The organism is Devosia lucknowensis, from assembly GCF_900177655.1.
In the GTDB taxonomy this organism is placed as follows: Bacteria; Pseudomonadota; Alphaproteobacteria; order Rhizobiales; family Devosiaceae; genus Devosia; species Devosia lucknowensis.
The window spans coordinates 1,141,727-1,154,475 of record NZ_FXWK01000001.1 but is presented as its reverse complement, the minus strand read 5'-3'; the positions used below and the strand labels follow the sequence as shown (position 1 = coordinate 1,154,475).

Here is a 12,749-nt window from a genome sequence, read left to right as displayed (position 1 = left end):
CGAGGTAGTATGCCCAAGACTGTGATGATCGTCGAAGACAACGAGCTCAACATGAAGCTCTTCAACGACCTGCTCGAATCGCGCGGATACGCGGTCATCCAGACCAGGAACGGCATGGAAGCGCTGGACCTGGCGCGAGCCCATATGCCCGACCTGATCCTGATGGATATCCAGCTGCCGGAGGTCTCGGGTCTTGTGGTCACCAAGTGGCTCAAGGACGACGAGCAGCTGGCGCACATTCCCGTCGTTGCCGTCACCGCCTTTGCCATGAAGGGTGACGAGGAGCGCATCCTCCAGGGCGGGTGCGAGGGCTATATTTCCAAGCCCATATCGGTATCTCACTTTCTGGAAACCATTGCCGAATACATTGGTCCGGCTTGACCTGCGCATCAGCGCGGGAGCCGGCGGGGCATAGGACGGCGCGTATTCAGCCGTTGGTCCGAATAATTTTGTAAGCGCGACCCGCTGGCAGCGATGCTTGGGATCGCGCCTGTGTGTTGGGGTGTATGCAGTGACCGCGCGCGTTCTGATCGTCGATGACATTCCAACCAATGTCCGCCTGCTCGAAGCGCGCCTCTCCGCCGAATACTATGAGGTGGTGACCGCAAGTTCGGGGCCGCAGGCTCTCGAGATCTGTCAGAACCAGGATATCGATATCGTCCTGCTCGACGTGATGATGCCCGAAATGGATGGTTTCGAGGTCTGTCGTCGCCTCAAGGCGAGCCCCAAGACGCACCACGTGCCGGTGCTGATGATTACCGCCCTCGACCAACCCTCGGACCGGGTGCAGGGTCTCGATGCCGGCGCCGACGACTTCCTGAGCAAACCCGTGGACGATACGCAGCTGATGGCGCGCGTGAAGAGCCTCGTGCGGCTCAAGTCCCTGACCGACGAGCTCCGCGCCCGCGCCCTTACCGGCCAGCAGATCGCCATCGAAGATGCTCTGCGGGCGATGGACAGTATCTCGGCGAGTGGCGGCAATATCCTCATCATCGACAGTGACCTCCGACACGCCGAGCGCATCAAGGGCTACCTGTCGCCCGAGCACCGGGTCGATATCCTGACCGAGCCGGCCGATGCGGTGTTCCAGGTCACCGGGGCGAGCTACGAGCTGGCGCTCGTCAGCATGAGTCTGGATGCCTTCGATCCCCTGCGCGTCTGCTCGCAGGTGCGCACCGTCGACCACTCGCGCAACCTGCCGATCATCCTTATGGCGGACACTGGTGACAAACCACGCGTGGTGCGCGCCCTGGACCTGGGGGTCAACGATTTCATCAGCCGTCCAGTCGATCGCAACGAACTGATGGCGCGCGTTCGCACGCAGATCCGGCGCCATCGCTATGCGATGGAATTGCGTGAAAGCGTCAACAACACGATGGCGCTGGCGGTGACTGACGGGCTGACGGGTCTTTATAACCGTCGCTACTTCGACCGGCATCTCAACGTGTTGCTGGGCAAGGCACAGGAGCAGGAGCGCGACATGGCGCTCATGATCCTCGATATCGATCACTTCAAATCGGTCAACGACAACCACGGTCACGATATCGGCGACGCCGTGCTGCGCGAGTTCGCGGCGCGGCTCAAGCGCAACATCCGCGGTGTCGACCTGGCGTGCCGCTTCGGTGGCGAAGAGTTCGTCGTGCTGATGCCCGATACGGATATCGGACAGGCCGAAGCGGTCGCCGAGCGCGTGCGACAGTCCGTGTCGGAGAAGTCGTTCGATGTCGGCGCTGCCCGGCCACTCGATGTGACCGTATCGGTGGGTGTCTCGATCCGCGAGCGCCAGACCGATACGCCGGAGACGCTGATCAAGCGGGCCGACGTCGCGCTTTATCGCGCCAAGCGCGAGGGGCGGAACCGGGTCATTTTCGACGCTGCCTGAGTCCGGATCCCTAAAATCGACCACATTAGGGTTATTCGTTATAATTAACAAAGAGTTGCTGGGCCGGATCCGCTGGATTCTCTTGGCCTAGGCCGAGGTTGGGACTAGGGTCTTTTTACAGACGGCGCGGGGCAATCCCGATGCTTCTGGTTCCCTACGGCCCCTCTCAGGTCCGCCGCAACTCCTGAGTTCCGTAGGGCGGTTGGTCCGGATGCGGACAGAGTGGCCTCTTCGACATGCCGCTCCGGACCAGCCACTCTTTCCATGCAGGACAAGCCTCGTCAAAGTCACCTGTGGACGCACGTGGTGACGCCTCCACTCTCCGCCATGGCCCAGTCCATGTGCGGGGAGTGGGGGCGTAACGCCGTGCCACTCATGCTGTTGGGATGTCGACCCCAGGCCAGATCAAAACAAAACCCCGCAATCGCTTGCGGGGTTTTGTTCATTTCAAAGAGGAAGTGCCAAATTACTTGATCTTGGCTTCCTTGAATTCGACGTGCTTGCGGACGACCGGATCGTACTTCTTGAATGCCAGCTTTTCAGTCTGGGTACGGGCGTTCTTCTTGGTCACGTAGAAAAAGCCGGTATCGGCCGTCGAGACGAGCTTGATCTTGATGGTGGCGGCCTTGGCCATTTGGTACGTCCTTCACAAAGCGAAAGGCGCCGCATCGGGGCAGCGCCGGAATTTGCGCGCAACCTACGGATTTGACCGCCGTTGTCAAGTCAAACGATCAGGCGAGGCGCACCGTGACTGCTCCAACCGAATTGATACACAAGCTTCAAATCAAATCTGGCGCGAAGCTCTGGCTGATCAACGTCCCGCGCGAATTGGTGGAGGAACTCGCAGCCGGCGCAGAGGTGGAGATTGTCCACGAGAACGATGCCTATGACGGGGTGGTGGCGTTTTTCGAAAGCGCTGCCGAAGTGCCGCTATTGGTGCCCCGGATTCTCAAGGAATTGCCTCCTGACGGCCTGCTCTGGGTCGGCTATCGCAAAGGACCGGAAGCCAAGGCAGCGGGACTGAACCGCGATACCGGTTGGGAAGCCCTGGACGCTGCGGACTGGCGACCGGTGCGGCAGGTAGCGATTACCGAGGAATGGTCGGGTCTGCGATTCCGTCCCCGCAATCTGGTGAAGGCGAAGGACGGGAGCCAATTTGCCTGACCTCAGTCCTTCTGACCCGTGCCGAAGCCGTACATGCGATTGGCCCACTGCAGCCCGACGATCGAGCCCTTGATGGAGGGCAGCATGGCCAGGGGAAGAACCACTGCCAGGGGCACCATGGAAAGCAGATAGGTCATGGGATTGACGTGCCAGACCATATCCATGTGCAGCATGATGCCGACCAGCAGGTGGCCCACGATCATGATGGCGATATAGGGCGGGAAATCGTCCGCACGATGATGGCTCAACGTCTCGCCGCAGGCGTCGCATTGATCAACGGTCTTGAGATAGGCACGGAACATCTTGCCCTGGCCGCAATGAGGACAGCGGCAAAGGGTGCCGCGCCACATGGCCTGGGAAATGCTGCGTTGTTCGAGAGCGCGGACCTGATCCGACATCAGTTACCTCTTCCTTCGACCCGATGATTTCGAGCTTCGGGGGCCGAAGCTCTTAGATGCGCCCTTGCGCAGACGCTTTCCAGATGGCGGATTGCCGCGCTTGCCCTCGGAAAGGAGCTCAAATCGCAGTGCTCCGGCGACGGGTGCGGCCTCGAGCAGACGGACCTCGACGCGGTCCCCCAGGGTGAAGGTTTCACCTGTGCGCTCACCGATCATGGCCTGCCGCTCTTCCACATAGCGATAATAGTCCTGGCCGAGGGTCGAGGCGGGAATGAAGCCGTCGGCGCCGGTTTCGAGCAGCCGGATAAAAAGACCGGAGCGGGTGACGCCGGAAATCCGTCCCATGAAGCGCGCGCCAATGCGCTCGGCCAGGAACTGCGCGAGGAGCCGGTCGGATGTTTCCCGCTCCGCCAGCATGGCCCGCCGTTCCGTGGCGGAGATGTGCTGCGCGATTCCCGGAAGCTTTGTCGCTTCCTGATCCGTCAGTCCATCGTCACCGAGACCCAGGGCGCGCACCAGGGCGCGGTGTACGATGAGGTCGGCATAGCGCCGTATGGGCGAGGTGAAATGAGCGTAGCGATCGAGATGCAGGCCGAAGTGGCCGTAGTTCTCGGCCGAATACTCGGCCTGAGCCTGCGAGCGCAGTACCATTTCACTGACCTGCTCGATGTTCCCGGCCTTGCGGGCCTGGGCGAGGATGCCGTTGAAATCGCTGGCGCGAACGCTGTCCGACTTCTTGACTGAAATATCGAGGCTGCCAAGGAATTCGCGGAGCGCCTGGAGCTTTTCAGACGATGGCTCGTCGTGCACGCGATAGAGCAGTTCCGAGCGCTTCTGTTCGAGCGTTTCCGCTGCCGCGACGTTTGCCGCGATCATCATCTCCTCGATTAGGCGATGGGCGTCGAGCCGCTCGGGAACGTGGATGTCGCGCACCATGCCCTTGTCGTCGAGCAGGATCTTGCGCTCAGGCAGGTCGAGATCGAGCGGACCCCGCTGGTCCCGCGCCCTTGCCATCGCGGCATAGGCGTCCCAGAGGGGGCGCAGGATGGGATCGAGCAGTGGGCCAGTCTGATCATCGGCGTTGCCATCGATGGCAGCCTGAGCTTGCTGGTAGCTCAGCTTGGCGGCCGAGCGCATCAGGATGCGATGAAAACTGTGGCTGCGCTTGCGACCATCGGCACCCATCACCATGCGAACGGCGAGGGCAGCGCGGGGCACCCCTTCCTTGAGCGAGCAGAGCTCATTGGAAATCCGCTCGGGCAGCATGGGCACGACACGGTCGGGGAAGTAGACCGAGTTGCCGCGGGTATAGGCTTCGCGGTCGAGCGCGGAGCCAGGACGCACGTAGGCGGCGACGTCGGCTATGGCGACCGTGACCACGAAGCCTCCCGGATTTGCAGAGTCGTCGTCCGGAGCGGCGTGAACGGCGTCGTCGTGGTCCTTGGCATCGGCCGGATCGATGGTGATCAGCGGCAGCTCGCGCCAGTCCTCGCGACCTCTGAGCGTCGCCTCCCTGGCTTCCTCCGCCTCGCGAATGACGCTTTGCGGAAAGACGTGCGGGATTTCAAGATTGTGGATGGCAATCAGCGAAACCGCGCCTTCGGAATTGGGATTGCCGACCACCTTGGTGACCTTGGCGCGCGGAATCATCAGCCGGCCGGAGAAGAGCACCTCCACTTCGACCAAATCGCCATCGCTGGCGTCGCCGAGGTCGCCGAGGGCGATGCGCATTTCCTTCTGCTTGCGGTCGACCGGTATGAGGCGCGCGCCGTCGTCATCCTTGCGGACAATGCCGATCTGGCCGCGACGAGGCTTGTCGAGGACCTTCATCGGGCGGGCGGTGTAGTCGGGAATCGCGTCCTCGCCAGCATCGATGCGCGCGAGTATCCGGTCGCCGGGCGCCGGCACGACGCGGACATCGCGGCCGGTCAGCACGCGAACGCGCGGCATTTCGCCTTCTTCCGGATTCCATTGGGCGGGGAAGGCGTGAAGATTGTCCGGATCGGCATCGGAAGGGATGTCCAGCACCGTGACATGGGGCAGGGCGGCCGTCCGCCGCAACGCCTTGCGGGTGCGGGTAATGACGCCTTCGCCCTCCAGTTCGGCCAGCATTGCCTTGAAGGGCCGACGCAGATCGCCGCGAATGCCGAAGACCTTCGCCAGGTCTCGCTTGCCCTTGATGTCGTCTTCCTGCGCCAGGGCTTCGAGCAGTTGCTCGCGCGTGGGCAACCGGTCAGCCGCGGAGAGACGCGGGCGCTTGGGTCCGGATGTGTTTTTTGGTTTTGGAGTCTTGGCCATTATTCTTGTTCTTGAGAGTTGCCCAATATGTAGGTCATCGCAGCCCAATTGCCAAACCGCCTTGCTGAATGGGTGGTGCGCAATTCTCGTGTCCCTCTTGTGACAAAGGCGACAGAGACTGTATCCATTGGCAAAAGGTTACGAGGAGGGCTCCAACCATGGCCGCCGACATTCTGCCGCTCATCCTGGCTGCGGTGCTGGGTTATCTCTCTGGCTCGATCCCGTTCGGATTGATCCTCACACGGGCGGCGGGGCTGGGCGATATCCGTGCCATCGGATCGGGCAATATCGGTGCGACCAATGTCCTGAGGACCGGTAACAAGAAGGTTGCCGCAGCGACGCTGGTGCTCGATGCCCTCAAGGCAGTCGCCCCTATCCTGATTGCGCGCTATTTCTGGGGCGAGGATGCGGCGCGGGTAGCGGCGATCGGCGCGTTCCTTGGCCATTGCTTTCCGGTCTGGCTCGGCTTCAAGGGCGGCAAGGGCGTAGCCGTCATGATCGGCTCACTGCTGGCACTGAGCTGGCCGGTGGGCCTCATTTTCTGTGCCGTGTGGCTGTTGATCGCCTTTACGCGCAAGATGAGTTCCCTGGCGGCGCTGACCTCGGCCGCGACGGCGCCGATCTTTGCCTATGTGTTTTCCGGCGAGAGGCTGGCCGTGGTCGTGACCGGGCTGGCACTCCTGCTCTTCTTCCAGCATCGCGAAAATATCGGTCGCTTGCTCAAGGGCACGGAGCCCACAATCGGCGGCAGCAAAAAGGCGGGATGAAGAAATGGGCCGGGTGACCACGACGTTCACATCGGCCCAAAAGATCGCGTGGCTCCGGCTGGCCCGCACCGACACGATCGGTCCGGTGACGTTTCGGCAATTGCTCAATCGCTTCGGCTCCGCCGAGGCAGCGCTCGAGGCTCTCCCCGATCTCAGCCGCAAGGCCGGCCGTGCGGTCATGCCGCTCAGCCTTGCGCGGGCCGAGGATGAAGTCGCCGGTTTGACGCGTTACGGCGCACGGCTCGTGGCGCAGGGCGAACCTGATTATCCCGAGCATCTGCTGCATATTTCCGGGGCGCCACCATTGATCACCATGGCGGGTGGGGATCGCCTCGACTGGAAACGGACGGTCGGTATCGTGGGGGCGCGCAATGCGTCGACCGCCGGCATCAAGATGACCCGTATGCTGGCCGAGGATCTGGGCGCGCGGGGCTACACCGTCGTATCGGGCCTGGCGCGGGGCATCGACGCTGCCGCGCATCGGGCCAGCCTACCAACGGGCACGGTCGCGGTGCTGGCCGGCGGGTTCGACAAGATCTATCCGGACGAGAATATTCCGCTGGCACATGACATCCTCGACAATGGTGGAGCGCTGCTGACGGAAATGCCGCTGGGCTGGGAGCCGCGGGCGAGGGACTTTCCGAGGCGTAACCGGCTGGTTTCGGGACTGTCGCTTGGTATCGTCGTCGTCGAAGCCGCAAAACGCAGCGGCTCGCTGATCACGGCGCGGCTGGCCCTCGAGCAGAACCGGGATGTTTTCGCAGTGCCCGGTTCGCCGCTCGATCCGCGCGCGGAAGGGGGCAATCATCTTATCCAGCAGGGCGCTCGACTGGTCACCAATGCGGACGATATCGTCGAGGTTCTGGGCAGTGCCGATCCGGCGCGGAGCGCCTTGTTCGACCCGGAATGGCAGCCACCGGGCGAGATTGCCGGCGACGCGGAACCAGCGGCGGACGATCGCGGACGGTTGCTGGCGGCACTGAGCGCGACGCCGGTGGAAGTGGACGCGTTGATCGCCCAGACCGGGATAACCCCGCATGCGATGCAGGTCCTGCTGCTCGAGCTCGACCTGGGCGGATTGGTTGAATGGTCAAGCGGGCAGCTGGTGGCGATGCGGTATAGCTGACGGTCAGCAGAAGATGGGTTCTTCGTGAAGCTGGATGCCGAAGCGGGCTTTCACGGTCTCCTTGACATGCGCCGAGAGCGCCGAGACGTCCGCCTGCGTGGCGCCGCCGTGATTGACCACGACCAGTGCGTGGCGCTCGGACATGCCGACCGGGCCCATGGAAAATCCCTTGAGGCCGGCTTTCTCGATGAGCCAGCCGGCCGACAGTTTAGTGCGGCCATCGGCCTGCGGAAAGTTCGGCGCGGCAGGAAATTCTGCGAGCACGGTCTGGGCGGCGTCGGTCGAAACAATCGGGTTCTGGAAAAAGGACCCGGCATTGGGGGTGACGCGCCAATCAGGAAGCTTGCTGGTGCGCAGCTCGATGACGCGGTCCATCACCCGGCGGGGGGTAAGGTCCGGGGCAGCGAGATCGGACAGGCCGGCAAAGTTCAAGTTTGGCGTCCAGGCTCCTGGAAGGCGCAGTTGGACGGACAGAACGACATAGCGGTCGGGCTCGTGCTTGAAGATGCTGTCGCGATAGGCAAAGGCGCAGTCGTCACGCGTGAATATCCGCTCAGCCCCGGTATTGCGATCGTAAGCAAGCAGGCTTTCGAACATGTCGGCCAATTCGGCGCCGTAAGCGCCGATATTCTGCACCGGTGCAGCACCGACGGTGCCCGGGATCAGCGCCAGGTTCTCGAGCCCGCCAAGGCCTTGCTCGACCGTCCAGAGCACAAGGTCATGCCAGCTTTCGCCGGCCGCCGCTTCGACCACAGTGGCTCCATCGTCGGCGGCGACGATGCGCTTGCCCTTGATCGCGACAAGCGCGGTGATGCCATCATAAGCGGGCGCCAGAACGACATTGCTGCCACCGCCCAGGATGCGGACAGGCAGCGTCCGGGTCCGCGCTGTGTCAAAGAGTGCGGGCAACATGCCCGGCTCAGTAATGGTGACACCGAAACGCGAGCTGGCGATGAGCGCGAGGGTATTGCGGTCGGCCAGGTCGAAATCGGGAAGCAGGGAAAGTGGTGTCAACTCTGGTGGTCCTGTTCGTGCAGCAGCCGCTCGATGCCGGCACTGTCGAGAACACCATCCTTGTCCTGGTCGGGGCTGCGCGCGGCGCAGTGGCGGCGCAAGAAGGCGGCCAAGGCGGCGGCGCGGCGGCGATGACTTGAAACGCGGAGGGCAGGGCGGTCGATGCTGATCATGGCGGGTCTATATCACGGGCTTTTGCCGCAGCCTACCGATCGGGTGTGCAGATGGCCCCGTTGACACCGGCTGGCGGCTTCACCATGTTGCGCGCTCTTTGAATACTGTTGCGGAACGGAACCGGGCATGAAGGTCGTCGTCGTTGAAAGTCCGGCTAAAGCCAAGACAATCAACAAATATCTGGGCAAGGACTACGAGGTCCTGGCCAGCTTCGGCCATATCCGCGACCTGCCGGCCAAGGATGGTTCGGTGCGTCCGGACGAAGATTTCGCCATGTCGTGGGAAGTCGACACGCAGGCCAAGAAGCGTGTTGCGGACATCGCGTCGGCGCTCAAGGGAGCCGATGGGCTGATCCTGGCAACCGACCCTGATCGCGAGGGCGAAGCCATCTCGTGGCACATTCTCGACGTGCTGCGGGCCAAGAAGGCGCTGAAGAAGGACGTGCCGGTGCAGCGCGTCGTATTCAACGCCATCACCAAGGACGCGGTGACCGCCGCTATGGCAAAGCCGCGCGACATCGACATGCCGCTGGTGGATGCTTACCTTGCGCGCCGTGCCCTCGACTACCTGGTGGGTTTCACTCTCTCTCCCATCCTCTGGCGCAAGCTGCCGGGCTCGCGCTCGGCTGGTCGCGTGCAATCGGTGGCGCTGCGGCTCGTTTCCGAGCGCGAAGCAGAGATCGAGCGGTTCAAGCCTGAAGAATACTGGTCTGTCGAAGCGCAGCTGGCACAGGGAGGCAAGAGCTTTCTGGCACGCCTCTTTGCCGTCGACGGCAAGAAGACCGACAAGCTCGACATCAAGACCGGTGAAAACGCCGCGGAACTCAAGGCGCTTATCGAGAGCGGCCAGTTCAATGTTTCGAACGTCGAAAAGAAGCCCACCAAGCGCAATCCCTATGCGCCGTTCACGACATCGAGCCTGCAGCAGGACGCCTCGTCGCGCCTGGGGCTTTCGCCAAACCGTACCATGCAGATCGCCCAGCGCCTCTACGAGGACGGGCTGATCACCTATATGCGTACCGACGCCGTGCAGATGGCGCCGGAGGGCATCGCCATGGCGCGCTCGGTGATCGGCAAGTATTTCGGCGAGGAATACCTGCCTGAAAAGGCACGCGTCTATCAGACAAAGGCCAAGAATGCGCAGGAAGCGCACGAAGCCATTCGTCCTACCGACATGTTCAAGCGGCCCGAGAGCCTCAACCTCGACGCAGACCAAGCCAAGCTTTATGGGCTGATCTGGAAGCGGACGCTGGCCAGCCAGATGGCATCGGCAGAAATCGACCGGACGACGGTTGATATTGCGGTGAATGTGCCCGCGCGGGCCGTCACCTTGCGCGCAACCGGCTCGGTCGTGACCTTTCCAGGTTTCCTCACGCTTTACGGCGTCGAGGCCAAAACCGATGGCGAAGAGGATGACGAGGACGGCCGCGAGCTGCCTCCGCTCAAGGTCGGCGATAAGCCGGACCTCAAGAAGGTCGAGATCGAACAACATTTCACCCAGCCGCCGGCGCGCTATTCGGAAGCAAGCCTGATCAAGAAGATGGAGGAGCTGGGCATCGGCCGGCCGTCCACGTATGCGGCTACGCTGACCACGCTGAAGGACCGAAACTACGTCAAGCTCGAGGGCAAGGCGCTGCATCCCGAAGACCGCGGGCGCATCGTCACCTCTTTCCTTGAAAGCTTCTTCTCGCGTTATGTGGAATATGGGTTCACTGCGCATCTTGAGGAGCAGCTGGACCAGGTTTCGGCGGGCGAACTCGACTACAAGGTGCTGCTGCGCGATTTCTGGAAGGATTTCACGGCCGCGACCGAGGAGATCAAGGACCTGCGCGTGTCGGAAGTGCTCGACGCACTCAACGACATGCTGGCGGATCACATTTTCCCGGCCAAGGCCGACGGATCCGATCCGCGCCGCTGCCCCACCTGCGGCACCGGGACTCTTTCTTTGAAGCTGGGCAAATTCGGCGCCTTCATCGGTTGTTCGAATTATCCGGAATGCAAGCATACGATGCAGCTTTCCGATGCGGCATCAGGCCAGTCTTCGGAGGCGGTTACAGGCGACGGCGTGCTCGGTACCGATCCGGAAAGCGGCGAAGAGGTTTATCTCAAGTCCGGCCGGTTTGGACCTTATGTCCAGTTGGGCGAGGGCAAGGAGCCGAAGCGCTCGTCCCTCCCCAAAGGCTGGGAGGCAGCCTCGCTGACGCTGGAAAAGGCGTTGCAGTTGCTCAGCCTGCCACGTGAAGTCGGCTTGCATCCGGAAACCGGCCTGCCGATCTCGGCTGGTATCGGCCGCTATGGACCGTTCATCCTGCATGACGGCAAATATGCCAACCTGCCGGATGTCGAAGAGGTGTTCACAGTCGGTATCAACCGGGCTGTGGACCTGATTGCGCAGAAGGCTGCCGGTGGCGGTCGGGGAGGGCGGGGCGCAGCCGTAGCAGCCATCCAGACGTTCGAGCATGACGGTGGACCGATTACGGTAAGGGCCGGCCGCTACGGTCCCTATGTCAATCAGGGCAAGGTGAATGCGACGCTTCCAAAGGACTTGAAACCCGAGGATGTTACGCTGGAACAGGCGATTGCGCTGATCGCCGCTCGCGCAGAAGCTACAGGCGGCAAGAAGCCGGCGAAGAAGGCCGCAGCTAAGAAGCCGGCAGCAAAAAAGGCTACTGCGAAAACGGCTACGGCCAAGAAGCCGCCAGCGAAGAAGACTGCTGCGAAGAAGACAGTGGACTCGGAAGACGTGCCGTTCTGAGGCGGACGCGTGGCCGAGCGGTAGCTCTTGTAACCCGGACCGCCTTCAGGCTTTGGCCCGAGGGCGGAACGGTGGGAACAATCCGAGCAACTCGCTGAGCTCGCGCAGGTAAGCAGTTACCCGATGGTGCGCTCGACGAGACCGAGCCAGTTGTCGAGGGCAATCTTGCGCACCAAGGGTTCGCCGAAGCCGTGATCAAGCAGTGCCTGAAGCAGTTTGGGCACGCCGGCGACGTCGCGGATTTCGGCAGGCATCATGGCGCCATCGAAATCGGAGCCCAACGCTACGCCGTCTTCGCCGACCGTCTCGACCAGGGCTGCGATATGTTGGACCATGAGGTCGATCGGTGTATTCGGGTCAAAACGCCCATCGGGACGGAGGAAACCGGTTGCGTAGTTGAGGCCGACAACACCCTTGCTTTCGCGTATGGCCGCCAGTTGCCAATCGACGAGATTGCGCGTGCTCTGGCAGATGGCATGGACGTTGGAATGGGTCGCGACCAGCGGTTTGCTCGACAGCGAGGCCACATCGCGGAAGCCCGCGGCGTTGAGATGGCTGAGGTCGATCATGACGCCCATGTGGTCACACAAGCGCACGAGTGACTTTCCCGCATCCGAGAGGCCGGGGCCGATATCGGGATCTGCCGGAAAGCGAAAAGGGACGCCCGTGCCGAAAGCGTTGGCGCGGCTCCAGGTGATCCCGATCGATCTCAGTCCAGCGGCGTAAAGCACTTCAAGCGAGTTGAAATCGGTGTCGATGGCTTCGGCACCCTCGAGATGGAAGATCGCGGCGATTGTGCCGGTGGCCTGGGCGTCCCGAATATCAGCCGCAGAGCGACAGACCGCGAGGGCCCCAGCGCGTTCGAGCCGGAGCAGCAGCGACGCCATGCCGTTGGTGGACTGGAGCGCATCGGAGAGAGCGAGTTGCGGAGGCAGCTCGCCCTTGGCGTAGTCGGGGGCGGCGGCCACGGTGGCCAGGTCCGTCTTCAGCGGCGGCGGAAACATGGCGAAGAATCCGCCGACCATCCCCGCAGACCGCGCACGCGGCAGATCGATATGGTCATCGTTCGTGCCTTTGACGAAAGCTTCGACCTTGTCACCCCTGTGCTCCTGAAGACGCAGCAGGGTGTCGTTGTGTCCGTCAAAGAATGGGATGGTCATCCAAGCTCCTTA

General features: G+C 62.4%; 12 protein-coding genes. 6 read left to right on the top strand and 6 right to left on the bottom strand.

The window, feature by feature from the left end:
• Positions 1–9 precede the first annotated feature (9 nt).
• A complete protein-coding gene (locus CCK88_RS05440; protein ID WP_086469474.1) occupies positions 10–381 on the top strand; it encodes a response regulator in 372 nt (123 codons plus the stop codon).
• A 130-nt stretch (positions 382–511) separates the two neighbouring features.
• On the top strand, positions 512–1,882 hold the full coding sequence (locus CCK88_RS05435; RefSeq protein WP_086470826.1) for a PleD family two-component system response regulator: 1,371 nt from the start codon (positions 512–514) through the stop codon (positions 1,880–1,882).
• A gap of 466 nt (positions 1,883–2,348) precedes the next feature.
• Here the strand turns inward: CCK88_RS05435 and rpmG are convergent, their stop codons facing one another.
• Positions 2,349–2,516, bottom strand: a complete 168-nt coding sequence (gene rpmG, locus CCK88_RS05430) for a 50S ribosomal protein L33 (protein WP_046104197.1) — start codon at positions 2,514–2,516, stop codon at positions 2,349–2,351.
• 113 nt (positions 2,517–2,629) lie between these two features.
• Between rpmG and CCK88_RS05425 the strand changes: the two genes are divergently transcribed.
• Entirely contained in the window at positions 2,630–3,046 is a 417-nt protein-coding gene (locus CCK88_RS05425; RefSeq protein WP_140048896.1) for a hypothetical protein, read from the top strand.
• Between the two features lie 2 nt (positions 3,047–3,048).
• On the opposite strand, the gene CCK88_RS05420 is transcribed toward CCK88_RS05425, so the two are convergent.
• Together CCK88_RS05420 and rnr are read right to left on the bottom strand one after the other, a co-directional pair.
• A complete protein-coding gene (locus tag CCK88_RS05420; protein ID WP_086469472.1) occupies positions 3,049–3,444 on the bottom strand; it encodes a DUF983 domain-containing protein in 396 nt (131 codons plus the stop codon).
• Between the two features lie 3 nt (positions 3,445–3,447).
• Positions 3,448–5,742, bottom strand: a complete 2,295-nt coding sequence (gene rnr / locus CCK88_RS05415) for a ribonuclease R (RefSeq protein ID WP_086469471.1) — start codon at positions 5,740–5,742, stop codon at positions 3,448–3,450.
• 158 nt (positions 5,743–5,900) lie between these two features.
• On the opposite strand from rnr, the gene plsY reads away from it, so the two are divergent.
• Both plsY and dprA read left to right on the top strand, forming a co-directional pair.
• On the top strand, positions 5,901–6,509 hold the full coding sequence (gene plsY / locus CCK88_RS05410) for a glycerol-3-phosphate 1-O-acyltransferase PlsY (protein ID WP_086469470.1): 609 nt from the start codon (positions 5,901–5,903) through the stop codon (positions 6,507–6,509).
• 4 nt (positions 6,510–6,513) lie between these two features.
• On the top strand, positions 6,514–7,635 hold the full coding sequence (dprA, locus tag CCK88_RS05405; RefSeq protein ID WP_086469469.1) for a DNA-processing protein DprA: 1,122 nt from the start codon (positions 6,514–6,516) through the stop codon (positions 7,633–7,635).
• 3 nt (positions 7,636–7,638) lie between these two features.
• Here dprA and murB read toward each other — a convergent pair whose 3' ends face one another.
• Both murB and CCK88_RS18365 read right to left on the bottom strand, forming a co-directional pair.
• A complete protein-coding gene (gene murB / locus CCK88_RS05400; RefSeq protein WP_086469468.1) occupies positions 7,639–8,649 on the bottom strand; it encodes a UDP-N-acetylmuramate dehydrogenase in 1,011 nt (336 codons plus the stop codon).
• Positions 8,646–8,822: a hypothetical protein gene (locus CCK88_RS18365; RefSeq protein ID WP_170926362.1), complete on the bottom strand. Its 177-nt coding sequence runs from the start codon at positions 8,820–8,822 to the stop codon at positions 8,646–8,648. The genes murB and CCK88_RS18365 overlap by 4 nt, the downstream gene beginning before the upstream one ends.
• Positions 8,823–8,949: 127 nt before the next feature.
• Between CCK88_RS18365 and topA the strand changes: the two genes are divergently transcribed.
• Entirely contained in the window at positions 8,950–11,577 is a 2,628-nt protein-coding gene (topA, locus tag CCK88_RS05395) for a type I DNA topoisomerase (protein ID WP_086469467.1), read from the top strand.
• Positions 11,578–11,693: 116 nt separating this feature from the next.
• Here the strand turns inward: topA and CCK88_RS05390 are convergent, their stop codons facing one another.
• Entirely contained in the window at positions 11,694–12,737 is a 1,044-nt protein-coding gene (locus tag CCK88_RS05390; protein WP_086469466.1) for a dipeptidase, read from the bottom strand.
• Positions 12,738–12,749: the final 12 nt, after the last annotated feature.

Coding starts and splice junctions, on each gene's coding strand:
- CCK88_RS05440 (WP_086469474.1), top strand. CDS start 10: ATGCCCAAGACTGTGATGATCGTCGAAGACAACGAGCTCAACATGAAG.
- rpmG (WP_046104197.1), bottom strand. CDS start 2,516: ATGGCCAAGGCCGCCACCATCAAGATCAAGCTCGTCTCGACGGCCGAT.
- CCK88_RS05420 (WP_086469472.1), bottom strand. CDS start 3,444: ATGTCGGATCAGGTCCGCGCTCTCGAACAACGCAGCATTTCCCAGGCC.
- rnr (WP_086469471.1), bottom strand. CDS start 5,742: ATGGCCAAGACTCCAAAACCAAAAAACACATCCGGACCCAAGCGCCCG.
- plsY (WP_086469470.1), top strand. CDS start 5,901: ATGGCCGCCGACATTCTGCCGCTCATCCTGGCTGCGGTGCTGGGTTAT.
- dprA (WP_086469469.1), top strand. CDS start 6,514: ATGGGCCGGGTGACCACGACGTTCACATCGGCCCAAAAGATCGCGTGG.
- CCK88_RS18365 (WP_170926362.1), bottom strand. CDS start 8,822: ATGATCAGCATCGACCGCCCTGCCCTCCGCGTTTCAAGTCATCGCCGC.
- topA (WP_086469467.1), top strand. CDS start 8,950: ATGAAGGTCGTCGTCGTTGAAAGTCCGGCTAAAGCCAAGACAATCAAC.
- CCK88_RS05390 (WP_086469466.1), bottom strand. CDS start 12,737: ATGACCATCCCATTCTTTGACGGACACAACGACACCCTGCTGCGTCTT.